The organism is uncultured Lactobacillus sp., from assembly GCF_948948975.1.
Lineage (GTDB): Bacteria > Bacillota > Bacilli > Lactobacillales > Lactobacillaceae > Lactobacillus.
The window spans coordinates 17,570-41,149 of record NZ_CARBVX010000001.1 but is presented as its reverse complement, the minus strand read 5'-3'; the positions used below and the strand labels follow the sequence as shown (position 1 = coordinate 41,149).

Annotated in this window: 21 protein-coding genes; 17 read left to right on the top strand and 4 right to left on the bottom strand. The window is 35.3% G+C overall.

Annotation, left to right across the window (positions count from 1 at the left end):
* The first annotated feature begins 84 nt into the window (after nt 1-84).
* The 6 genes from uvrB (at nt 85) to whiA (ending at nt 8,549) form a co-directional block, all read left to right on the top strand.
* Nucleotides 85-2,100: an excinuclease ABC subunit UvrB gene (gene uvrB, locus Q9R40_RS00205; RefSeq protein ID WP_304675763.1), complete on the top strand. Its 2,016-nt coding sequence runs from the start codon at nt 85-87 to the stop codon at nt 2,098-2,100.
* 14 nt (nt 2,101-2,114) lie between these two features.
* A complete protein-coding gene (uvrA, locus tag Q9R40_RS00200; RefSeq protein ID WP_300724146.1) occupies nt 2,115-4,982 on the top strand; it encodes an excinuclease ABC subunit UvrA in 2,868 nt (955 codons plus the stop codon).
* Nucleotides 4,983-5,031: 49 nt separating this feature from the next.
* Entirely contained in the window at nt 5,032-5,571 is a 540-nt protein-coding gene (locus Q9R40_RS00195; RefSeq protein WP_297939301.1) for an HdeD family acid-resistance protein, read from the top strand.
* A gap of 108 nt (nt 5,572-5,679) precedes the next feature.
* Complete coding sequence (gene rapZ / locus Q9R40_RS00190) at nt 5,680-6,555, top strand: RNase adapter RapZ (RefSeq protein ID WP_004897707.1); 876 nt, start codon at nt 5,680-5,682, stop codon at nt 6,553-6,555.
* 11 nt (nt 6,556-6,566) lie between these two features.
* The gene (gene yvcK, locus Q9R40_RS00185) at nt 6,567-7,604 is read left to right on the top strand and encodes a gluconeogenesis factor YvcK family protein (protein ID WP_023599790.1); all 1,038 of its coding nucleotides are present in this window, start codon (nt 6,567-6,569) and stop codon (nt 7,602-7,604) included.
* Between the two features lie 3 nt (nt 7,605-7,607).
* Nucleotides 7,608-8,549: a DNA-binding protein WhiA gene (gene whiA, locus Q9R40_RS00180; protein ID WP_023599789.1), complete on the top strand. Its 942-nt coding sequence runs from the start codon at nt 7,608-7,610 to the stop codon at nt 8,547-8,549.
* A 50-nt stretch (nt 8,550-8,599) separates the two neighbouring features.
* Here whiA and clpP read toward each other — a convergent pair whose 3' ends face one another.
* The gene (gene clpP, locus Q9R40_RS00175) at nt 8,600-9,187 is read right to left on the bottom strand and encodes an ATP-dependent Clp endopeptidase proteolytic subunit ClpP (RefSeq protein WP_003647009.1); all 588 of its coding nucleotides are present in this window, start codon (nt 9,185-9,187) and stop codon (nt 8,600-8,602) included.
* A gap of 137 nt (nt 9,188-9,324) precedes the next feature.
* Nucleotides 9,325-10,773 (bottom strand): APC family permease, encoded by a 1,449-nt coding sequence (locus tag Q9R40_RS00170; RefSeq protein WP_304675747.1) that lies wholly within the window; start codon nt 10,771-10,773, stop codon nt 9,325-9,327.
* A 434-nt stretch (nt 10,774-11,207) separates the two neighbouring features.
* Between Q9R40_RS00170 and Q9R40_RS00165 the strand changes: the two genes are divergently transcribed.
* From Q9R40_RS00165 to Q9R40_RS00120, 10 genes are all read left to right on the top strand, one after another.
* Nucleotides 11,208-12,239 carry a sugar-binding transcriptional regulator gene (locus Q9R40_RS00165; protein WP_004897703.1) on the top strand — a complete coding sequence of 344 codons (1,032 nt, stop codon included), beginning with the start codon at nt 11,208-11,210 and terminating at the stop codon, nt 12,237-12,239.
* 54 nt (nt 12,240-12,293) lie between these two features.
* Nucleotides 12,294-13,310, top strand: a complete 1,017-nt coding sequence (gap, locus tag Q9R40_RS00160) for a type I glyceraldehyde-3-phosphate dehydrogenase (protein ID WP_003647012.1) — start codon at nt 12,294-12,296, stop codon at nt 13,308-13,310.
* A gap of 106 nt (nt 13,311-13,416) precedes the next feature.
* Nucleotides 13,417-14,628 (top strand): phosphoglycerate kinase, encoded by a 1,212-nt coding sequence (gene pgk / locus Q9R40_RS00155; protein ID WP_004897702.1) that lies wholly within the window; start codon nt 13,417-13,419, stop codon nt 14,626-14,628.
* Between the two features lie 18 nt (nt 14,629-14,646).
* Nucleotides 14,647-15,402, top strand: coding sequence for a triose-phosphate isomerase (gene tpiA, locus Q9R40_RS00150; protein ID WP_300723393.1), 756 nt, complete (start codon nt 14,647-14,649; stop codon nt 15,400-15,402).
* A gap of 46 nt (nt 15,403-15,448) precedes the next feature.
* Nucleotides 15,449-16,747, top strand: coding sequence for a phosphopyruvate hydratase (gene eno / locus Q9R40_RS00145; RefSeq protein WP_023599786.1), 1,299 nt, complete (start codon nt 15,449-15,451; stop codon nt 16,745-16,747).
* A gap of 122 nt (nt 16,748-16,869) precedes the next feature.
* Nucleotides 16,870-17,103, top strand: coding sequence for a preprotein translocase subunit SecG (secG, locus tag Q9R40_RS00140; protein ID WP_004897700.1), 234 nt, complete (start codon nt 16,870-16,872; stop codon nt 17,101-17,103).
* A gap of 82 nt (nt 17,104-17,185) precedes the next feature.
* On the top strand, nt 17,186-19,528 hold the full coding sequence (rnr, locus tag Q9R40_RS00135; protein ID WP_304675712.1) for a ribonuclease R: 2,343 nt from the start codon (nt 17,186-17,188) through the stop codon (nt 19,526-19,528).
* Nucleotides 19,529-19,542: 14 nt separating this feature from the next.
* The gene (gene smpB / locus Q9R40_RS00130; RefSeq protein ID WP_023599784.1) at nt 19,543-19,998 is read left to right on the top strand and encodes an SsrA-binding protein SmpB; all 456 of its coding nucleotides are present in this window, start codon (nt 19,543-19,545) and stop codon (nt 19,996-19,998) included.
* Nucleotides 19,999-20,010: 12 nt separating this feature from the next.
* Nucleotides 20,011-20,580 (top strand): GNAT family N-acetyltransferase, encoded by a 570-nt coding sequence (locus tag Q9R40_RS00125; protein ID WP_297939277.1) that lies wholly within the window; start codon nt 20,011-20,013, stop codon nt 20,578-20,580.
* A gap of 187 nt (nt 20,581-20,767) precedes the next feature.
* Nucleotides 20,768-21,337: a TetR/AcrR family transcriptional regulator C-terminal domain-containing protein gene (locus tag Q9R40_RS00120; protein ID WP_023599781.1), complete on the top strand. Its 570-nt coding sequence runs from the start codon at nt 20,768-20,770 to the stop codon at nt 21,335-21,337.
* Here Q9R40_RS00120 and Q9R40_RS00115 read toward each other — a convergent pair.
* Both Q9R40_RS00115 and Q9R40_RS00110 read right to left on the bottom strand, forming a co-directional pair.
* Nucleotides 21,334-21,849 (bottom strand): hypothetical protein, encoded by a 516-nt coding sequence (locus Q9R40_RS00115; protein ID WP_304675709.1) that lies wholly within the window; start codon nt 21,847-21,849, stop codon nt 21,334-21,336. The two genes, Q9R40_RS00120 and Q9R40_RS00115, sit on opposite strands and share 4 nt — an antisense overlap.
* Nucleotides 21,850-21,878: 29 nt before the next feature.
* Nucleotides 21,879-22,739, bottom strand: coding sequence for a Cof-type HAD-IIB family hydrolase (locus Q9R40_RS00110; protein WP_297939269.1), 861 nt, complete (start codon nt 22,737-22,739; stop codon nt 21,879-21,881).
* A gap of 76 nt (nt 22,740-22,815) precedes the next feature.
* Here Q9R40_RS00110 and Q9R40_RS00105 point away from each other — a divergent pair, with 76 nt between their 5' ends.
* The gene (locus Q9R40_RS00105; RefSeq protein ID WP_304675708.1) at nt 22,816-23,511 is read left to right on the top strand and encodes a uracil-DNA glycosylase; all 696 of its coding nucleotides are present in this window, start codon (nt 22,816-22,818) and stop codon (nt 23,509-23,511) included.
* Nucleotides 23,512-23,580 lie beyond the last annotated feature (69 nt).

The window sequence follows — 23,580 nt, the reverse complement described above, 5'->3', positions numbered from 1 at the left end:
GAAAATACGTTCGCTGTAGTAAAATGAATACGTTATATAGAAGTTGGGCTATTTTAGTCCAACTTTTTTTGCGGAGGATGAAAAATGATTAGACGACAAAAAAATAAAAAATTTGAACTTGTCTCTAAATTTCAACCAGCAGGAGATCAAGAGCAAGCAATTAAAAAGTTGACTGATGGATTTGAGCAAGGAGAAAAAGCACAAATCCTAGAAGGTGCTACTGGAACTGGTAAGACTTTTACTATGGCGAATGTAATAGCTAAGTTAAATAAGCCAACTTTAGTAATTTCTCATAATAAAACTTTGGTTGGCCAACTGTATGGTGAATTTAAAGAGTTTTTCCCTAAGAATGCCGTTGATTATTTTGTGTCTTATTACGATTACTATCAACCAGAAGCTTATGTACCACAATCTGATACTTATATTGAGAAAGATTCATCAATTAATGATGAAATTGATCAATTACGGCATAAGACCACTAGTGATTTAATGTCGAGAAATGATGTAATTGTTGTGGCGTCAGTATCATGTATTTATGGTTTAGGTGATCCAAGAGAGTATGCGGCTAGTGTAGTCTCTTTATCTGAAGGTCAAGAGATTAGCCGGGATGTGTTATTACGAGATTTAGTAAATATTCAATATGATCGTAATGATATTGATTTTCAGCGTGGACGCTTTAGAGTACGCGGTGATGTAGTAGAAATTTTTCCAGCAGGATATTCTGATCATGCATTTAGAGTTGAATTTTTTGGTGATGAGATTGACCGAATTGTTGAAGTGGATTCTTTGACCGGTGAAGTAATTGGAGAGCGAGAACAAGTTTCTATTTTCCCAGCAACTCACTTTGTTACTAATGAACAAATTATGGAAAGAGCTTTGGCCTCAATTAAAGATGAAATGAATATTCAGGTGAAAAAGTTCGAAGGGGAAGGAAAACTTTTAGAAGCTCAACGAATTAAACAAAGAACCACGTATGATATGGAAATGATGAGTGAAGTTGGCTACACTAATGGAATTGAAAACTATTCTAGACACATGGAAGGACGAAAAGCTGGACAGCCACCACATACCTTGTTAGATTTTTTTCCTGATGACTTCTTAATTTTAATTGATGAATCGCATGCCACAATGCCAGAACTAAAGGCAATGTACAATGGAGATAGGGTACGTAAGCAAACCTTAATTGATTATGGTTTTAGACTTCCATCTGCTTTGGATAACCGACCTTTAAAATTAGAAGAGTTTGAAAAACATGTAAATCAAATCATGTATGTATCAGCAACTCCAGGTGATTATGAACTTAATCAAACTGATCACAAGGTTGAGCAAATTATTCGTCCTACTGGATTACTTGATCCTGAAATTGAGGTTAGACCAATTAAGGGACAAATCGATGATTTAGTTGGTGAAGTTAATAAGCGTATTGAACGTAATGAGCGTGTTTTTGTTACAACTTTAACTAAGAAAATGGCCGAAGACTTAACCGACTATTTAAAGGATTTGGGGATAAAAGTGCGATATCTACATTCTGATATCAAAACTTTAGAGCGTCTTGAAATTATTAGAGACTTAAGACTAGGAAAGTTTGATGTACTAATAGGAATTAATCTTCTAAGGGAAGGTATCGATGTTCCTGAAGTTTCTCTAGTTGCAATTCTAGATGCTGATAAAGAAGGTTTTCTCCGTTCTACTAGACCATTGGTTCAAACGATTGGACGTGCTGCTCGAAATTCAAATGGTAAAGTAATTATGTATGCTGATTCGATTACTGATTCAATGCGTGAAGCAATTGACGCTACGGAGAGAAGACGTAGTCTACAGATGAAGTTCAACAAAGAACACGGCATTACTCCTAAAACTATCGTTAAGCCTATTAGAGATGTAATTTCTATCACTAAGGATAGTGATGATAAAGAGAATAAAGAAAGTTTTGCTGACCTAAACTTTGATGAATTGACTAAGAAGCAAAAACAAAATATGATTAAGACTTTAACTGCACAAATGCAGGAAGCTGCTAAAAAGTTGGACTTTGAAGAAGCAGCTAATTTGCGTGATGCAATTATGGACTTAAAAAAACAGGTGCATGAAAAGAAAAAGTAGAGGAGGACAGTTAAATGGTAAATGATGAAATTGTTATTCACGGAGCCAGGGAACATAATTTAAAAGATATAAGTTTATCAATTCCAAAAGATAAATTAGTAGTTATTACTGGTCTATCGGGTTCAGGAAAAAGTTCATTGGCGTTTGATACCTTATATGCTGAAGGTAGAAGACGATATGTAGAGTCATTATCAAGTTATGCGAGACAATTTTTAGGGCAAATGGATAAAGCGGATGTTGACTCGATTGACGGGCTAAATCCAGCAATTTCAATTGACCAAAAGACAACTTCACACAATCCGCGCTCAACAGTTGGAACTGTAACAGAAATTAACGATTATTTACGTTTATTGTGGGCCCGTGTCGGCCATCCAATTTGTCCAAATGATGGAACTTTGATTGAGAGACAAAGCGTAGATCAAATGGTAGATCGAGTAATGGATTTACCTGAAAGAAGTAGAATTCAAATTTTAGCTCCAGTTATCCGCTCTAAAAGAGGAGAACATAAAGAGGTATTTAAGCGAATTCAGCGTGCAGGATACGTGCGTGTAATTGTAGATGGCGAAATGCATGAAATTACTGATGAGTTTGATCTAGATAAAAACAAGCGACACAGTATTGATATTGTTGTAGATCGTCTAATTGTTAAAGAAAATATTCGTAGTCGGTTATTTGATTCAGTAGAAGCAGCCCTCCGTTTAGCAGATGGGTACATGGATGTTGATGTAATTAAGGGCGAACGCATCAATTTTTCAGAATACTATGCTTGTCCTATTTGTGGTTTTACTGTTGGTGAAATGGAGCCACGTTTGTTTTCATTTAATGCGCCTTTTGGGGCTTGTCCTGATTGCGATGGATTGGGGATGAAGCTGTCAGTAGATGAAGATTTAGTAATTCCTGATAAGGATAAGTCATTAAGCGAAGGAGCTCTAGTTCCATGGGCTAATTCTAAGTACTATACTGCTATGTTAGAACAAGCTTGTACAGCCTTGAAAATACCTTTAGATAAACCATATAAAAAATTAACTAAAAGACAAAAAGATTTAATTTTAAATGGATCTAAGGGAAAGAAAATAAAATTCCATCTTGAAGGGGACTTTGGCGTAAACGATACAGTTCAGGAATTTGAAGGAATTTTAAATAATATCAATCGTCGCTACCACCATCCAATGTCTAAATTCATGCGCGAGGCAATGGGTAAGTATATGACTGAACTTACTTGTTCAACTTGTCATGGTAAAAGATTGAATGAGAAGGCTTTAGCCGTAAAAGTAAACGGTAAAGATATTGCTGAAGCATCGGACCTTTCGATTGCAAAAGCATTAGAATTTTTCAACTCAGTAAAATTAAGTGAACAAGAAGAAATGATTGCTAAACCAATTTTGAAAGAAGTACGTGATCGCTTAACATTTTTAATTAATGTTGGTTTAGACTATCTTACTCTATCTCGCTCTGCTGGTACTTTATCTGGCGGAGAAGCTCAAAGAATTAGATTAGCAACTCAAATTGGTTCTAATTTGTCAGGAGTCATGTATATTCTAGATGAACCGTCGATTGGTCTTCATCAGCGTGATAATGATCGTCTTATTTCTTCTCTTAAGAAAATGAGAGATCTGGGAAATTCTCTGATTGTAGTGGAACATGATGATGAGACCATGAAGCAAGCTGATTACTTAGTTGATATGGGACCTGGAGCAGGAGTATACGGCGGAAAGGTGATGGCTGCTGGTACACCTGAAGAAGTAATGAAGAATCCACATTCTTTAACTGGAGAGTACTTGTCTGGTAAAAAGATTGTTCCAGTTCCTCTAGAGCGAAGAAAGGGTAACGGTAAAAAAATAACTGTTACAGGTGCAAAAGAAAATAATTTAAAAGATATTTCTGTCGATTTTCCGTTAGGTAAATTAGTTGTTGTAACCGGAGTATCGGGTTCAGGAAAATCAACACTAGTTAACTTAATTTTGAAACGTGCTCTGGCACAGAAGTTGAATAATAATTCTGCAAAGCCCGGGAAGTATAAATCAATTAAGGGATATAAAAATATTGAAAAAATTATAGATATTGATCAAAGTCCGATTGGACGAACTCCCCGTAGTAATCCAGCAACATATACTAGTGTATTTGATGATATTCGGACTTTATTTGCACAGACTAATGAAGCAAAAATGCGTGGATATACTAAGGCAAGATTTTCTTTTAATGTTAAGGGCGGTCGTTGTGAAGCATGTCATGGAGATGGGATCATTAAGATAGAAATGAATTTCCTGCCAGATGTGTATGTTCCTTGCGAAGTTTGTCACGGAACAAGATATAATTCAGAAACTTTAGAAGTAACTTACCGTGAAAAAAATATTTCTCAAGTTTTAAATATGACAATTAACGAAGCATGTAAATTCTTTGAAAATATTCCAAAAATTCATCGTAAGTTACAAACGATTGTTGATGTAGGATTAGGTTATGTGAAGTTAGGACAATCAGCAACTACGTTATCTGGTGGGGAAGCGCAAAGAATGAAGTTAGCTTCTGAATTACAAAAACTTTCTACTGGAAATAACTTTTATATCTTGGATGAACCTACAACAGGTTTGCACACTGATGATATTAAGCGTCTATTAGAAGTATTGCAGCGCTTAGTTGATGAAGGAAATACAGTTTTAATTATTGAACATAACTTAGACGTCATTAAAAATGCAGATTGGCTAATTGATCTAGGCCCTGAAGGGGGAGATGGCGGTGGACAAGTTGTGGCTACTGGCACTCCCGAAGAAGTTGTACAGGTCAAAGAAAGTTATACTGGTCAATATTTAAAACCTGTTCTTAAAAGAGATACTGAATTAACTAAGCAAATGATAAATAATAAAAAAGAGCAAGAAGAAAGTTAATGGTGTTTTAGAAAATTAAGTGTAGAATATTATCTGGGAGGATATAAAAATGAACAACATTTATAATTCTAGACATCAAGGCTTTGATTGGGGCTCATTTATAGCAGGGATTTTGTTTGTTATAGCATCGTTCCTGTTATTACGCTACCCTGGACGTGGTTTACAAGCATTTGTATTTGTATTCGGTATTTTATCAATTTTACAAGGACTAATTTGGATTTCAGCATATGTTAAATTTCACAATATTTTTGATTTGAGCTGGGTAACAATAGTTTCTGCAATTATTGATATTGTAATTGGTGTTTTGTTCTTATGTTCACGTGAAATTGGGGGATTAACTTTAGCTATTTTATTTGCTATTTGGTTCTTGACCGATTCGATTATTGGGATCATTTTCTCATGGCACTTACGTGAGTATTCAACTGGGTACTTTGTTCTTTGCTTAATTTTAAACATTATTAGTTTAATTATTGCTTTTGCTTTACTATTTAACCCAATGTTAGCCGCTATTACTTTAGTTTACTTAGTAGCATTTTGGTTAATGGTATTTGGAATTAATGAAATTTTTGTTTCATGGATGCATAGATAAAATAAAAAGTCGTATATCGTTGGAAGACTACCAAAGATAACGACTTTTTATTTTATTTTAAAAATGGAACACCCGGTATGTTATAATGTCGGTTAAGGAGGAATAGCTATGGCTGAACAGAAAAAACAATTATTAATTGTTACTGGTATGAGTGGTGCAGGTAAAACTGTTGCTATTAAAGCATTAGAAGATATGGGGTATTTTGTAGTAGACAATTTACCACCAGAATTATTGGGAAGTTTCTGGGAATTAATTAACAATTCTTCAGATTTTAGCAAGGCGGCAGTAGTTGTTGATTTGAGAGTAAAGAGTTTTTATAAGGATTTGGTTGATGAAATCAAATCTTTGGAAGATAGTCAAAATGTTCAGTCAACAGTTTTGTTTTTAGATGCTTCAGACGATGTTTTAGTATCTAGATATAAAGAGACGAGACGCTTGCCTCCTTTAGCTCATACGGGTCGCTTGCTTGATGGAATTCAAGAAGAAAGAAATATTTTATCAAGAACCAAGAATATTTCAAACATAATTATTGATACCTCCCATTTATCTACCAAGGAATTAAAGACAAAATTAGTAGATAAGTTTGGAGATAATCGAACTCGGACGTTTTCAATTGAGGTAATGAGTTTTGGATTTAAATATGGTATTCCGATTGATGCAGATATTGTGATGGATGTAAGATTTTTGCCAAATCCATTCTATATTCCTCAACTTAAGCCATTTACTGGTTTAGATCGTCGAGTTTTTGATTATGTAATGAGCAAGAAAGAAACTAAAGAGTTTTATGCTAAGTTTTTGGATATGTTGGAGACGGCTATTCCAGGATATATTGCTGAAGGAAAAGAAAAATTGACTATTGCAATTGGTTGTACAGGTGGTCAACACAGAAGTGTCTCAATTGCACGCCAATTAGCAGTCGATTTAGCTAAAAAATATCCTGTTGATATTTCTCACCGAGAAATCAGTCGTTATATTGGACAATAAAGGAGCGGGAGATGGCATACGGAGAAAATAAAATTGTACGTGTCATTCGCGGACGTCGCCCTAAAATTGTTGTTATTGGCGGAGGGACAGGGTTACCTGTTATTTTGAATGCTCTAAAAGAGCAAAATGCTGATATAACAGCAATTGTTACTGTAGCAGATGATGGCGGATCTTCGGGTGTAATTCGAGATTATATTAATGTGGTGCCACCAGGTGATATTAGAAATGTGTTAGTTTCTCTATCAGATTTACCACAAGAAGAAAAAGATATTTTTCAATATCGGTTTAATTCATCTGACTCGTTTTTTGCAGGTCATGCAATTGGAAACTTAATTATTGCTGCTTTGGATGAAATGCAGGGAAATATTTTTGATGCTGTGCAGTCTTTATCTAGGATGATGCGAATTGATGGAAGAATTTATCCTGCTTCGAATGAGCCATTAACTTTAAACGCAGAATTTGTTGATGGTACAACCGAATCTGGAGAAACAGAAATTACAGCAAAAGATAAGAGAATTAAACGTGTATGGGTCACAGATACTGATTCAGATGATAAACCTAAAGCTGTGTTACCAGTTTTAGCAGCTATTATGCAGGCAGATGCAGTAGTTTTAGGACCGGGAAGTTTATTTACATCGATTTTACCTAATTTGATGATTTCTAATTTAGGGGATGCTGTAAGACAAACTAAAGCTGAAGTGATTTATATTTGTAATATTATGACTCAGCAAGGTGAGACAGATCATTTTACAGCAGCTGAGCATGTACAAGTTATTAATGATCATTTAGGAGGACACTATATTAATACGGCTTTGGTTAACGGGGCTAAGATTGATATGACTAAATTTAACCCGGCCGATTATGATGCTTATCTTGAACCGGTAAGGAATGATTTTGCCGGATTGCGGGCTCAAGATTGTCGAGTAATTACAGCTGACTTTATTGATCAACATAGTGGATTGGTTTTTCATGATGGGAAAAAAGTAGCTGATGAAATTTTAAATTTAGCTTTTGAAGCATATAGTCGAAGAGAGAGGGAACAGGATTAGGTAATGGTTTCATACGCAAGTGACGTAAAAAAAGAACTTACAAGTCTGCCAGTTCATCCCGAACATGCAAAGGCAGAATTAGCAGCTTTTTTGCGAATGAATGGAGTACTTAGCCTGCACGATCATCAGTTTAGCTTGGATATTACAACTGAAAATCCAGCGATTGCAAGAAGAATATTTTCTCTTATTAAGACTGCTTATGGAATTGAACCCCTGTTAATTGTTTCTAAGAAGATGAAATTAAAGAAAAATTATCAGTATTTAGTTAGACTTCAAAAACAAGTTCATGAAATTCTAACTGACTTAGAAATTTTTGATAGTAGTAACGGTCTTATTACAGGAATTCCTGAAAAGATTATGTCTTCGGAACAAAGAGCAATGTCCTATTTAAGAGGAGCTTTTTTAGCGTCTGGAAGTGTAAATAATCCAGAAACTAGTCGCTATCATTTAGAGATTTACTCTCTTTATGAGAATCATAATCAAGATTTATTAAAACTAATGAATAATTTCTTTTATTTAAATGCCAAAGAGACGAGAAGACGAAGTGGCTATATTGTTTATTTAAAAGAAGCAGAAAAAATTGGTGATTTTCTCCATGTAGTTGGTGCAGTAAACGCAATGCTAGCTTTTGAAGATTTGAGAATTATGCGTGATATGCGTAATTCAGTAAATCGTTTAGTGAATTGCGATACAGCAAATCTTAAAAAAACTGCGAATGCAGCAGCTAAGCAAGTTGAAGATATTCAATTGATTGAAGAAAAATTTGGCTTAGAAAATTTACCTGAAAAATTGACTGTGTTAGCTCGTTTTAGATTAACACATCCAGAACTTTCTCTTAAGGAAGTTGCAGCACAAGTACCAGATGGTCCAATCTCAAAGTCAGGGGTTAACCATCGTTTTCAAAAAATTCGTGAAATAGCGAAGCAATTAAAAGAAGAAAATTAGATAAAAAAATAGAGCTCACATCGTGAGCTCTATTTTTGTCTGAAAATAAACTAGTCTTTCTTTTGGTTTACCAAAATTTCATCGATTAAACCATAGTCTTTAGCTTCTTCAGCAGACAAGTAATTGTCGCGTTCAGTATCCTTAAGGATCTTATCAAGAGGTTGACCAGTGGTTTCATGTAAAATTTGGTTGAGTTTTTTACGACTCTTCAAAATTTCATTAGCTGCAATTTGAATGTCAGTTTGTTGACCTTGTGCACCACCTAGTGGTTGGTGGATAAGAACTGTTGAGTTTGGTAATGCAAAACGTTTACCCTTAGTTCCACTAGTTAAAAGAATGGAAGCCATAGAAGCAGCCATACCGATGGCAATTGTAGATACATCTGATTTGATAAAGTTCATTGTATCCATAATTGCTAATCCAGAGGTAATAACACCACCTGGAGAATTAATGTAAAGAGAAATATCTTTAGTGTTATCTTGTGCATCTAAGAATAAAAGTTGAGCAATGATGGAATTAGCCATTTGATCGTTAATTTCACCACTAAGCATAATGATTCTATCTTTTAATAATCTTGAATAAATGTCGTAAGCACGTTCGCCACGTGCAGTTTGTTCAATAACTGTAGGTACGAGCATTAATTTTACCTCCTAAACAAAATTAGCACTCTAATAAGTACAGTGCTAATTAAATCACTTACTTTTAATCATGTCAACTGATCAAGCTTACTTTTATGTAGAAAAAATGACCGATAAAAATATATCGGTCATTAAAATTAGTCTATTAATGGGTTACTTCCATCTTCTCTTTTTTTGATTGCGGGTAAAATCAATCCCAAAGCAATCAAAATAATTGGAGTAATAATATTAAGGAAAAGTGTAAATGGATCAGGAGAATAAATTCCAAAAATACAACATGCAGCTGTTACAATGAAACACCAAATTCCAGCAGTATATGCAAGACCTTGATTCTTTGTCATTTGATAAGAAGTATCAAATTTTATTTGCTGCTTTCTAAGAGCAATATATGCTGCAAATACCCATAAATAGCGCATTGGCATTGTAGTAGAATTTAACTTAACTAATTGCGCCATAACAGCTTGTGCATCTGGTAGTAAAGCTTGAGCTGCAATTAAACCACCGGAAAGGATAACAACCATCCAAATACCGTTGATATATGCTCCGTGTTTATTAACTTTAAGGAGTTTCTTAGGGATGAAGTTTTTAGCTTCTTTACTACCTAATAACATTCTAAGTGGAGCATCGATACTAATAACTAAGGTAGAAAATTGTCCAATAACGTTACACCATGAATAGATATACATAAACAAGCCACCAACATGGTAATATTCACCTAAACGTTGGAATGCCATATAAGCACCGTTTGAAATATATTCATTTAAATTATTGTTAACAACCTTAGGGTCAAACATCAAAGCCATGGCAAATGTTCCTAAAATAGCAGAAATCATAACCATAATAGCAAGAGCCATCATGGCTTTCGGGAAGTTTTTTGAAGGGGCTTTAACTTTATTTACATAGGGAGATATTTTTTCACATCCACCCACAGCAAAAACTAGAATTGAAAGAGAAGTTAAATACTTAAGATTGAATGTTGGCATTAAACTTTTCCAATTAAAGTTAATTGAATAATATCCTGCGTGAGGGTTAATTGCTGGAGCAGCAAACATCATAATGATAAACAAAATAGACATGATAAACATTGATGATCCAGCAATAGTGGCTAAACTTTTAAGAACAGGAATTCCTTTACTAGTGACCCAGCAGAAAAATAGGAAAATTACTAGAGTTGCAAGTTGAGTCCAGGCTGTTGGGAGACCATCATACCATTTAGTATTTCCAAAAATCCCCCACGCCATCGCTCTTAAGCCACCGGTACCTTTACTGGAAATATAAACGACGTGACAAGCCCAATAGGTCCATCCGGCATAATATGCCCATTTTGCACCCATGGTCGCATTAACCCAAGATGAGACACCACCATTTGCATTTTTAAAGGTAGCGCCTAATTCTCCAACCATTAATGCATAGGGAACAAAATAGAGTAAAAACATTAGAACCCAACTGAAAACGACCTTAGTACCATCGAAGTAAACATAACCATTTACAACATTGCCAAAGCCCCAAACAGTTGAAAATGCCATCATTGCCAGTGTAGGCCAAAGCATTTTTTTGGCATCAGACTTTTTTTCTTCTTCGATCATAAAATAACCTTTCTGTTTTTGTACATGTTAACACCAATTTTAATTATAACGAAAATGCTTACAAATGATAGGTTATTTCTAAATAAACCGAGTAATTAAATGATACAAAAAAGCAGCCAGCATACGCTGGCTGCTTTTATGCGCCCCCTGAGAGTCGAACTCAGATTTTAAGAACCGGAATCTTACGTGCGATCCATTACACTAAGGGCACGACAAACTAAAATAAGTATATCAGAAAATGTAGAAAGTACAAATTAATTATTCTGAATGATATATCTTGAATTTAAAAAAAGATATTGCTATACTAAAAAATGTCGAGAGAGAAATGTGAATTGAAATATAGTTAATTCGCGTCTCTCTAATATTTTTAAGCTTTTTGGGTCGCTTACCGTCATATGGTGGTATCAATTTTGACCCAATAGAGGGAGCGAGCGATGGACTCGGATTTAACCTTGTTGCAAAGCTTAGTTCCTGATGTTTTAAAAATAATTCGGCAACGTTTTCTTGTTCTTGAACAGATTTCGCTGTTAGCTCCAGTTGGGCGAAGAGTTGTTGCTAAAAAATTAGGATTAAGCGAGCGCAATGTGCGAACTGAAACTGATTATTTACGGCAGTTAGGACTCATTAATATCCAGAGCTACGGTATGGAATTAACTGATAAAGGAAAGAGAACTTTAAAAGAAGCTGCTCCTTTAATCGATCGTTTGTTTAACGCTAGTCAAACTGAAATTGAATTGGCACAAAAATTAGGGATCGATCGAGCTATTATTGTTCCTGGTGATATGGATCGACAAGAGCGCGTTGTTGACTTAATGGGTGAACAACTTAACTCTGCACTTGATTTACTTTTACCATTAGGAAAAAGTATTATTACCGTTTTAGGTGGTACTACTGTGGCAGGAGTAGCACATCATCTTTCTCCTAAATTAAGCCGCTATCGGGATCTGTTATTTGTTCCCGGAAGAGGAGCAGTTGGAGAAAGCGTTGAAATCCAGAGTAATACTGTTGCTCAGATGATGGCTTCTGAGACAGGAGGAAAGCATAAAGGGCTATATTTACCTGAAAATGTTTCATCTGAGGCCTTGACTTTATTGCTTCAAGACACAGATATTGCGAATGCGATTTCAAACATTTATAATAGTGATATGGTGATACATGGAATTGGTAGAGCAGATGTCATGTCAAAAAGACGTGGCTTAGATGTAATGACTAGTTCCAAGCTTCGAAATGATGGAGCTGTGGCCGAATGTTTTGGGTATTTCTTTGACCAACAAGGTAGACTTGTAAAACGTATCCCACGGATCGGTCTTCAATTAGAAGACTTAGATAAAATACCTCATGTATTTGCAATTGCTGCTGGGGCTAGTAAAGCTTCTGCAATTGTAGCTTACATGCATCATGCTCCTAAACAAACGTGGTTAATCACAGATGAAGGAGCCTCAAACTTGGTTTTAAAGGGGAAGTAATTCCCGTTTAAAATAAATTGTTACTTACATATTTCCTAAGGAGGAATATAGGATATGACAGTTAAAATTGGTATTAACGGTTTCGGCCGTATTGGTCGTTTAGCATTCCGTCGTATTATGGATTTAGGCGAAAAGTCTTCAGATATTGAAGTTGTTGCAATCAACGACTTGACTACTCCAGCACTTTTAGCTCACTTACTTAAGTACGACTCAACTCATGGTACTTTCAACCACGAAGTTTCAGCAACTGATGACTCAATCGTAGTTGACGGTAAGAAGTACCGTGTTTACGCTGAACCACAAGCACAAAACATTCCTTGGGTTAAGAACGATGGCGTTGACTTTGTTCTTGAATGTACTGGTTTCTACACTAGCAAAGCTAAGTCAGAAGCTCACCTTAAGGCTGGTGCAAAGCGTGTATTAATTTCTGCACCTGCAGGTTCAGACTTGAAGACCATTGTTTACGGCGTAAACGATGATACTTTGACTGCTGATGACAAGATTGTTTCAGCTGGTTCATGTACTACTAACTCATTAGCACCAATGGTTAATGCTTTACAAAAAGAATTCGGCATTGAAGTTGGTACTATGACTACTATCCACGCTTACACTTCAACTCAAATGCTTTTAGATGGTCCTGTACGTGGTGGTAACTTACGTTCTGCACGTGCTGCAGCTATCAACATTATTCCTCACTCAACTGGTGCTGCTAAGGCTATTGGTCTTGTTGTTCCAGAATTGAACGGTAAGTTGAACGGTCACGCACAACGTGTTCCAGTTCCAGATGGTTCTGTAACTGAATTAGTTTCAATCTTAAGCAAGGATGTAACTGCTGACGAAGTTAACGAAGCAGTTAAGAAGTACGAAAGTCCTTCATTTGCATACAACGACCACAACATCGTTTCTAGCGACGTTTTAGGTATGACTGCTGGTTCAATCTTTGACCCAACTCAAACCATGGTAACTACTGCAGGTGACAAGCAATTAGTTAAGACTGTTGCTTGGTACGACAACGAATACTCATTCACTTGCCAAATGGTTCGTACTTTATTGAAATTTGCTACTCTTTAATCATTAATTGTTTATTACTGATTTTAAGTAAGCAGACGAGAGAAGGCGGAGGGAATTACTTCCTCCGCCTTTTTTCAAATAATCTATCGGAGGTAAATTAGTTTAAATGGCTAAATTAATCGTTTCAGACCTTGATCTTAAAGGTAAAAAAGTTTTAGTTCGTGTTGACTTCAATGTTCCAATTAAGAATGGTGTTATTGGTGACGACAACCGTATTGTTGCTGCATTACCAACTATTAAATACATTATTGATCACGGTGGTAAAGCAATTTTGCTTAGCCACTTGGGTCGTGTTAAGTCAGATGCTGACAAGAAAGAATTGTCATTACGTCCAGTAGCAGAACGTTTAAGTGAATTATTAGAAAAGCCTGTAACTTTTGTACCAGAAAACGAAGGTAAGGAAGTAGAAGAAGCTATCGACAACATGAAGGATGGCGACGTTGTTGTTCTTGAAAACACTAGATTCCAAGATATTGACAACGACTTTGGTAAACGTGAATCTAAGAACGATCCAAAGCTTGGCGAATACTGGGCAAGTCTTGGTGATGTATTTGTAAATGATGCATTTGGTACTGCTCACAGAAGTCACGCTTCAAACGTTGGTATTGCAACTGCTATGAAGAAGGCTGGTAAGCCTGCAGCAGCTGGTTACTTACTTGAAAAGGAAATTAAGTTCTTAGGTGATGCTGTTGAAAACCCAGTTCACCCATTTGTAACTATTCTTGGTGGTGCAAAAGTATCAGATAAGATTGGTGTTATTGAAAACTTAATTCCTAAGTCAGATCACATTCTAATCGGTGGTGGTATGGCTTATACTTTCTTAGCTGCACAAGGTCACAAGATTGGTAAATCATTGTTTGAAGCTGACAAGGTAGAACTTGCTAAGAGCTTGCTTGAAAAGGCTGGCGACAAGATTGTTCTTCCAGTTGATAACGTTGCAGCTACTGAATTCTCAAATGATGCTCCTCACGAAGTTGTTGGTGACGATATTCCTGACAACGAAATGGGTCTTGACATCGGTCCTAAGACTGTTGAAAAATTCAGAGATATCTTAAAAGATGCTAAGACTGTTGTATGGAACGGACCTATGGGTGCATTCGAAATGCCAAATTACGCAGAAGGTACTTTGGAAGTTGGCCGTGCATTAGCTGATTTAAAGGATGCTGTAACTATTATTGGTGGTGGTGACTCAACTGCTGCTGCTAAGCAATTAGGAATCGCTCCTAAGATCAGCCACATTTCTACTGGTGGTGGTGCTTCACTTAACTACCTTGAAGGTAAAGAATTACCAGGAATCGCTTGTGTTTCTGACAAGTAAAATTAGGAGGAATTTTTAATGCGTACACCAATTATTGCTGGTAACTGGAAATTACACATGAACCCTGAACAAACCATTGAATTTGTTAATGCAGTTAAGGGTAAGTTGCCAGATCCAAGTAAAGTTGAATCAGTTATTGCTGCACCTGCAGTTGATCTTTATGTTTTAAAGAAGACTGCTGAAGGCTCAAACTTACATACTGGTGCAGAAAATGCATACTTTGAAGTTGAAGGTGCCTTTACTGGTGAAACTTCACCTAAAGTTTTGAATGAAATGGGTATTGACTACTGTATTATTGGTCACTCAGAACGTCGTGGTTACTTCCACGAAACTGATGAAGACATTAACAAGAAAGCTAAGGCTTTATTTGCTAATGGCGTAACTCCAATTATTTGCTGTGGTGAGTCTCTTGAAACTCGTGAAGCTAACAAGCAAGATGAATGGGTAGTAGCTCAAATTAAAGCTGCTTTAGATGGCTTAACTGCAGAACAAGTTTCTAAACTTGTTATTGCTTACGAACCAATTTGGGCTATCGGTACTGGTAAGACTGCTTCTGCTGATCAAGCTGAAGAAATGTGCAAGACTATTCGTGACACTGTAAAAGACTTGTACAATGAAGAAACTGCTGAAAATGTTCGTATCCAATACGGTGGTTCAGTAAAACCAGCTAACGTAAAAGAATTAATGTCTAAGCCTGACATTGATGGTGGTTTAGTTGGTGGTGCTTCTCTTGATCCAGAATCATTCTTAGCATTAGTAAACTACCAAGATTAATTAACAATTTATTTAAACGGAATTAGAAGAAAAAAGGAGAATCTCCATGTCTGTTATTACTGATATTCACGCACGTGAAGTTCTTGACTCTCGTGGTAATCCAACTGTTGAAGCTGAAGTTTACACTGAATTAGGTGGCTTTGGTCGTGCTATTGTACCATCTGGTGCTTCTACTGGTGAACATGAAGCAGTAGAATTACGTGATGGTGACAAGTCTCGTTTTCTTGGTCAAGGTGTTTTAACTGCTGTTGAAAACGTTAATGGTGAAATTGCAAAAGCTGTTATTGGCTTAGATGTAACTGATCAACGTTTAATTGACCAAACTATGATTGACCTTGACGGTACTCCAAATAAGGGTCGTTTAGGTGCTAACGCTATGTTGGCTGTTTCATTAGCAAGTGCACGTGCTGCAGCTGATGAATTAGGTTTACCTTTATATGAATACTTAGGTGGACCAAACGCTCATGTTTTACCAACTCCAATGATGAATGTTATTAACGGTGGTAAGCACGCAGATAACAACGTTGATATCCAAGAATTCATGATTATGCCAGTTGGTGCTAAGTCTCTTCATGAAGCTGTTCGTATGGGTGCAGAAACTTTCCATACTTTGAAGAGCTTGCTTCAAGAACGTGGTGAATCAACTGCTGTAGGTGACGAAGGTGGTTTTGCACCAAACTTGAAGAACAACGAAGAACCATTTGAAATTTTAGTTGAAGCTATTCAACGTGCTGGCTACAAGCCTGGTCAAGATATTTCTATTGCATTTGACTGTGCAGCTTCTGAATTCTACAACAAGGATACTCAGAAGTATGTGACTGTTGCTGATGGCCGTGAATACACTGCTGAAGAATGGACTTCACTTATGGAAGACATTGTTGACAAATACCCAGTTATTTCTATTGAAGATCCTTTGGATGAAAACGATTGGGAAGGTTGGAAAGTCTTCACTGAACGTTTAGGTGATAAGGTACAAATCGTTGGTGACGATTTATTCGTAACTAACACTAACTACCTTGAAAAAGGTATTAAGATGGGGGTTGCTAACTCAATCTTAATTAAACTTAACCAAATCGGTACTTTGACTGAAACTTTTGAAGCTATTGAAATGGCTAAGGAAGCAGGCTACACTGCTGTTGTTTCTCACCGTTCTGGTGAAACTGAAGATACTACAATTGCTGATTTAGTTGTTGCAACTAATGCTGGTCAAATTAAGACTGGTTCAATGTCAAGAACTGATCGAATTGCTAAGTACAACCAATTAATGAGAATTGAAGAAGCTTTGGGTTCCACTGCTCAATACAAAGGAATTCACAGTTTCTACAACTTACACAAACAATTTTAATTAATAATTGAATAAAAGAAAGAGGGACGTTGCTTTAGGTGACTCCCTTTTTCTTTTAGCATTCATTGGCTAAATATGGTAAAATCAGTACAGTAAGAAATTTAGGTAATGGAGGCAGCGCTTTGTATAATATCGTCATGACGCTACTCATCATTGTTAGCTTTTTAATTATTATTGCTACGTTGATGCAGCCGCAAAAGCAACAAGATGCCTTAAACGCATTGTCTGGCGGTGCAGTATTTAGTGGCCAGACAAAGAAGCGTGGATTTGAAGCATTAATGGAAAGGATTACCGCTGTATTATTGGTTCTCTTTTTTGCTCTTGCTTTGATCTTGGCAGTACTTTCATCCAAGTAAAAAAGCCTTCCGGTCACAGGAGGGCTTTTTTAATTTCTTTTAACTTAACTTATTTTATAAAGAAATTGAGGCAATTTATATAATGACACAGAATGAACGAGTTTTAGCTGATGTTTATGAAACATTTAGACATAATCCTCAAGAACAATATGATGTGGATCAACTTGAAAATGATCTTAGTCGTAGCCAAAGATTGAATTTTCCTGATTTGGTTAAAGCTTTAACTTTTTTAGAGCATAGTAAAAAGATTGTAACTGATGGTCAGGGAAAGTACCAGTTGAATCAATTAAACACTGTTGCTGAAGGTACCTTTAAGGCAAATGATAAGGGATTTGGTTTTGTTAGATTTGATGATGAAAGCATGGAAGATGCCTTTATTGATAAACATAATACTAAATTTGCCATTGATGGAGACCGCGTTAAGGTAAAAATTATTGCTGGTGCTAATCCATGGAATGGCAAAGGTCCCGAAGGTAAAGTCGAAGAAATTACTGAACGTGGTGTAGAAACTTTAGTTGGAGAATTTCATCCATACTCTGATGAAGTAGTGAAATCAAGTGGATTTTACGGTTATGTTGTTAGTGAAAATAGAAAATTAAAGAAATACAAGATTAATATTACTGATAACGGTGTTAAGCCACAAATGGGCGATATGGTAAAAATTTCTATTACTAAATATCCGGATGAAGATCAACCTGATGAAATGCAGGGTGTAGCACTCCTCACAATCGGTAATAAGAATGATCCTGGTGTTGATATCATGTCAATTGTTGTTGATAATGACATTCGAACTGATTGGCCTGAAGAAGCAATGGATCAAGCAAATAACATTCCTGATCATGTAACTGAAGAAGAAAAAAGCAAACGCGTTGATATTACAGATCAACCAGCTGTAACAATTGACGGTGACGATTCTAAGGACTTTGATGATGCAGTTGTAGTTTGGAAACTCCCTAATGGTAACTATCACTTAGGAGTACATATAGCTGATGTATCTCATTATGTAAAAGAAGGAACACCGCTAGATAAAGAAGCTTTTGCTCGTGGTAACAGTACATATTTAGTTGATCGTGTTATCCCAATGCTTCCATTTAGATTATCAAATGGTATTTGTTCTCTTAATGAGGGTGTAGAACGTTTAGTTCTATCATGTGATATGGAAATTACCCCAGAAGGTAAACGTGTTGGATATAGAATCTATCCATCAGTTATGAAGTCACATGGACGTTTAACTTACAATAATGTTAATAAAGTTCTTGATCCAAATAATCATGAAAAGCTAGAGCAAAAGTATGCAGATGCAGCCCCAATGCTTCATGAAATGGCCGATTTACATAATATTTTGTATAAAAAACGTCACCAACGTGGGGCTATTGATTTTGAAGAACCAGAAGCAAAAATTGTAGTTGATGATAAGGGTAAGCCAACAGATATTGTTCTTCATGAACGTGGAACTGCTGAAAAGATGATTGAATCCTTTATGTTGATGGCAAATGAAACTGTTGCCGAGGACTACTATAAGAAACATACACCTTTCCTTTATCGTGTACATGAAACCCCAGATCAAGAAAAAATGCAATCATTCTTTGAGTTTGTAAGTGCATTTGGACTAAACGTGAAGGCTGATCCAAATGACGTAAAGCCAAAAGATTTGCAAAAGATTGTAGCTAAAACCACGGGTACACCTGAAGAAGCTGTTGTTCAAATGATGATGCTTCGTAGCTTAAAGCAAGCACATTATTCTCCTGAACCACTGGGTCACTTTGGTTTAGCAGCTAAGTACTATACTCACTTTACTTCACCAATTCGTCGCTATTCTGATTTAATGGTCCATCGTATGATTCATGAATATGCAAATGAAAATATGGATCAAGATATTCAAAAACACTTTAAGGCTCAACTTCCAGATGTTGCTGAACAAACCTCAACACAAGAAAGAAAATCAATTGATACTGAACGAAGTGTAAACGATTTAAAGATGACCGAGTTTATGGCTGATAAAGTTGGTCAAACATTTGATGCAATAGTTTCTTCAGTAACAAGTTTTGGAATGTTTATTCAATTGCCGAATACTGTTGAAGGTTTGATTCATATTTCGAATTTAAATGATGACTACTACAACTTTGATGAAAAATCATTGACTTTAACTGGACGTAATTTACATAAGCAATTTAAGATTGGAATGCCAATTAAAGTTAAGTTGATTAGAGCTGATGTGGAACAACATCAGTTAGACTTTGAAATTTATGATCCGAATGCACCAAAACGTCCTCAAAGAAGCAATAATCATGGAAAACGTAGCTTTGATAAAGGACGAAAAAATGGTGGAAACAAGAAAAATAACAACACTTCTCATGTAAACAATGGTCATAGTTTTAAGATTCGTCATCGCAAAACAACAGCTGTCAAGTCCAATAAAAAATAATTAGGAAGAAAACGATGAAACAAAAAGCAGATAATTTGATTGCTCAAAATAAAAAAGCAAGTCATGATTATTTTATTAAGGAAACTCTTGAAGCCGGAATTGCATTAACTGGGACAGAGATTAAATCAATTCGTGCACGTAGAATCAATTTACGTGATGGATATGTTCAAATTATTAATGGATCTGCTTTTTTAGAAAATGTTCATATTAGTGAATATAAAGAAGGTAATCGCTATAATCATGATCCTTTACGCTCACGGCGCTTGTTGCTTCATAAGAAAGAAATTGCTCGTTTAGCCGGAATTCAAGCTCAACAAGGGATGACAATTATTCCTTTAAAAGTATATTTAAAACATGGATTTGCTAAGGTTTTAATTGGAGTAGGCCAGGGGAAGAAGCAATATGATAAACGCCAAACCATTAAAAAGCGTGATCAAGACCGTGAAATTCATCGTAAGTATGGGATTTAGTAGGTGAATTAAATGATTAGAAAGGCAAAATTAACTGATTTTCCTTTAATTTATCCAATTTTAAAACAAATCTTTGACGAGATGGACATGGATACTATTAAAGCTCTTCCAGAGAGTCAGTTTTATGACTTAATGAAACATGGCTTTTATTCTCCTCATTATCGTTACTCACATAATCGAATGTGGGTAGAAACAGATGATTTAGATCGACCAATTGGTCTCATAGTAATGTATGGTTATGACGATCAAGGTTTAATCGATATTTCATTAAAAAGTTCTTATCCGAAAGTTGGATTGCCTCTGGATGCAGTTATTTTTTCAGATAAAGAGGCACTCCCGCATGAATGGTATCTGGATGCTATTGCTGTTTCTCCAAAACACTGGGGAAAAGGAATTGGACAGAAGTTAATTAAAATTGCTCCCGATATAGCAACGCAAAAGGGATATAAAAAGATAAGCTTGAACGTTGATCAAGATAATCCTAGAGCTGCTCGCTTGTACGATTACATGGGCTTTAAAACGACCTCTACCATGACGATTGGAGATCGTATGTATGATCATATGATTAAAAAAGTTAATTAAAATAAAAGAGAATCAATCATTAAAGAAAGATTGATTCTCTTTTTGTTATTAAATTTAAAGAAATATTTAAAAATAACATTAATTACATTATTAATGTTGCACACCATTTAAAAACCTGTTAAAGTAATAAAACTATGTAAGATTGGAGAGTGATCATAGTTTAACTTAGAAAGGAAATTAGAATGAAATGCTGGATGAATTACAACGAGTCCAAGTAGCTTTACATGATATGTTATCTCAACCAGACCTAAAGAAAATAAATATTTCTAAACTTTGTATTGAAGCAGGAATTAGGAGAAGAACTTTTTATTTGAGATACGGAAAAATAAATAACTGTATCGAAGCTTGTATTTTGTTAGAGTTAAAAACAGAGTTACGTAAAAATGAAAAAAATAGTTTAAGACAAATTCTTAATATTTTATGTAGCTATATTCAAAAACATAAACAATATTTTTACAATGCATATAATTTAAGTGAAGAAAACTGCATGTGTGAAAAGATGAGAGAACATTTTTTTCAATATATTCGATCATATGTTTACAAACGAGGAAGTTTTTCAGAGCTTATACTTAAACAATTGACTAATATCCTCTATGATCGAATCTGTTTTTGGATAAGTCATGGATGTAATAAAAGTTATAGTTATTTACTGGAAGATTTAGCAATCATTATTGAATTGATTGATTTTCAAAAGCATGTTTGTTCTCATCAATATCAAGTGTTTAATTTTTCACATTACTATTTAAACTGTGATTAAGAAAGTACATTAATTCGATTTTGAAAATTAAAGGTCGGCAAAAACAAGGGCTTAGTATGCCATTGTGTAAAAAGCAAACTGATTAAAATAATAAAGGGGACATCTTCAGGACGAGAGATATCACAGCTCCATGTAAGCCCCATATCGGTGACTAGCGAACAGACGCTAGCCACTTTTTTAATACCTGAGTAAAAGCCATATCTACCTTGTTTTAGACTACCTTTGATCCAATAATTTAACCGAGTAATATAGAATAAATTAGTAAAACGACTATTAAGTTTTTTTACTTTGACTAGAGAATGATTGACCACATCAACACTATAACTTGCTAAAAGATGGTTAGAGTCTAAATAAAGTCGACCAATTTCATTATGGTTAGTATCAGTTAGAATAATTGGTTGGTTAAATTCATTAAGATTACCCTTTAAAATATAAACTATTTCCCCTTGATCATTTTTTACTGGGATTTGACCACAAGTTTGGCCATGTGTAAGTTGAACAGTATAACGCATAATTTCATCTACCTTTAGAAAAATTATGTTTATTTACAAAAATGACGAATTGCATATGCAACTCCATTATCATTGTTACTTTTGGTAATAAAATTAGCAATTTTTTTAATTTCAGGGGCAGCATTTTCCATTGCTACACCTACACCAGCCATGCGAATCATCGATTCATCATTAAGATTATCACCAATGGCCATTATTTCATTTGGTTGATAGCCTTGCAGACGTGCATAATCCATTAAAGCAATGCCTTTTTGAGCTTTAATATTGTTAATTTCAATATTGGTTGAAGAACTTGCAGTAACAATTAAGTCACCCATTTTGCCGATTTCATCACGAATATGTTTAAATACTTTAGGACCATCAGGATGAAAAGCAACAAATTTCATGGCTTCAAAGTTGGGTTTTTCAAGCAAATCTTTAAAGTCAGAAACGTATTTAATTCTCATGATTTCATCTGAGCCAGCAGCAAAAGAAACCGCCTTTTTAAAAGTTAATTTTTTGTTGAGATCAACTAATAGATCAGAAAAGTTAGCAATTCTGCGCAAACGAGAATCTGAATAAACGTTATCTGCAGCAACTATTTCAAAGTAAAAACCAGAATCTTTGAGTAATCTATTGATCTTAATACTTTGGTCTTTAGGAATTGGCTCATTTACAATTAGTTTGCCAGCTGTATTAAAAACCATAGCACCATTCAAATTAATAAATCCGGTATGAAGGCCTGCTTTAGTAAGTATTCCTTGGGATTCGGAAGGTGCGCGACCTGTTGCAACTAAAAATTCAACGCCTTTAGCTTGTGCTTCTTTAATAGCAGCGATATTTTTAGATGAAATTTGCATTTGTTTATTTAACAATGTTCCGTCCATGTCACTTGCAATAAGTTTAATCATTTTAAGTCCTCCAATCTTTTATCTATATGATATCATGAACTTGGATTTCTTAGAGAGACAAGAGGATAGAATAAGTATGAAAAAATTAATTGGAAATGATTGGGATGAAGTTTTAGAACCTGTTTTTGAAAGTGAGAAGTATCAAGAATTACGTAATTTTTTAAAAGAAGAATATCAAACAAAACAGATATTTCCCGATATGTATCATATTTTTACTGCTTTTAAACTAACAAGTTTTGCAGATACGAAAGTTGTAATTTTAGGACAAGATCCATATCATAATCCAGGTCAAGCTACTGGAATGAGCTTTAGTGTTAATCCAGGAGTCTCATTACCCCCATCTTTAAAAAATATTTATAAGGAACTATATGATGATGTAGGGGCAGTTCCAGTAAATCATGGCTACCTCAAAAAATGGGCAGATCAAGGAGTATTACTGTTAAATGCAGTTTTGACTGTACCATATGGAAAGGCAAATGGTCATCAAGGAAAAGGATGGGAACTAATTACTGATGCAGCTATTAAGGCATTAAGCGATCGAGGAAAAGTTGTATTTATTTTATGGGGAAGATTTGCGCAAAATAAAATTCCTTTAATTGATGAGGGAAAGAATGTAATTATCAAATCTCCTCACCCTAGCCCTTTTTCAGCAGATCGTGGCTTTTTCGGTTCACGTCCGTTTTCTAGATGTAATGATGCTTTGATTAAATTTGGTGAAAGTCCAATTGATTGGCAATTACCACAAGAAGTAAACCCAGCAGATATGGCGTAGGTTTTGTTTTGAGAAAAAGCTTTGAAATTGTAAAATATTATTTATAAATAAAAAAGAAAGGCTTAATTT

Coding starts and splice junctions, on each gene's coding strand:
- uvrB (WP_304675763.1), top strand. CDS start 85: ATGATTAGACGACAAAAAAATAAAAAATTTGAACTTGTCTCTAAATTT.
- uvrA (WP_300724146.1), top strand. CDS start 2,115: ATGGTAAATGATGAAATTGTTATTCACGGAGCCAGGGAACATAATTTA.
- Q9R40_RS00195 (WP_297939301.1), top strand. CDS start 5,032: ATGAACAACATTTATAATTCTAGACATCAAGGCTTTGATTGGGGCTCA.
- rapZ (WP_004897707.1), top strand. CDS start 5,680: ATGGCTGAACAGAAAAAACAATTATTAATTGTTACTGGTATGAGTGGT.
- yvcK (WP_023599790.1), top strand. CDS start 6,567: ATGGCATACGGAGAAAATAAAATTGTACGTGTCATTCGCGGACGTCGC.
- whiA (WP_023599789.1), top strand. CDS start 7,608: ATGGTTTCATACGCAAGTGACGTAAAAAAAGAACTTACAAGTCTGCCA.
- clpP (WP_003647009.1), bottom strand. CDS start 9,187: ATGCTCGTACCTACAGTTATTGAACAAACTGCACGTGGCGAACGTGCT.
- Q9R40_RS00170 (WP_304675747.1), bottom strand. CDS start 10,773: ATGATCGAAGAAGAAAAAAAGTCTGATGCCAAAAAAATGCTTTGGCCT.
- Q9R40_RS00165 (WP_004897703.1), top strand. CDS start 11,208: ATGGACTCGGATTTAACCTTGTTGCAAAGCTTAGTTCCTGATGTTTTA.
- gap (WP_003647012.1), top strand. CDS start 12,294: ATGACAGTTAAAATTGGTATTAACGGTTTCGGCCGTATTGGTCGTTTA.
- pgk (WP_004897702.1), top strand. CDS start 13,417: ATGGCTAAATTAATCGTTTCAGACCTTGATCTTAAAGGTAAAAAAGTT.
- tpiA (WP_300723393.1), top strand. CDS start 14,647: ATGCGTACACCAATTATTGCTGGTAACTGGAAATTACACATGAACCCT.
- eno (WP_023599786.1), top strand. CDS start 15,449: ATGTCTGTTATTACTGATATTCACGCACGTGAAGTTCTTGACTCTCGT.
- rnr (WP_304675712.1), top strand. CDS start 17,186: ATGACACAGAATGAACGAGTTTTAGCTGATGTTTATGAAACATTTAGA.
- smpB (WP_023599784.1), top strand. CDS start 19,543: ATGAAACAAAAAGCAGATAATTTGATTGCTCAAAATAAAAAAGCAAGT.
- Q9R40_RS00125 (WP_297939277.1), top strand. CDS start 20,011: ATGATTAGAAAGGCAAAATTAACTGATTTTCCTTTAATTTATCCAATT.
- Q9R40_RS00120 (WP_023599781.1), top strand. CDS start 20,768: ATGCTGGATGAATTACAACGAGTCCAAGTAGCTTTACATGATATGTTA.
- Q9R40_RS00115 (WP_304675709.1), bottom strand. CDS start 21,849: ATGCGTTATACTGTTCAACTTACACATGGCCAAACTTGTGGTCAAATC.
- Q9R40_RS00110 (WP_297939269.1), bottom strand. CDS start 22,739: ATGATTAAACTTATTGCAAGTGACATGGACGGAACATTGTTAAATAAA.
- Q9R40_RS00105 (WP_304675708.1), top strand. CDS start 22,816: ATGAAAAAATTAATTGGAAATGATTGGGATGAAGTTTTAGAACCTGTT.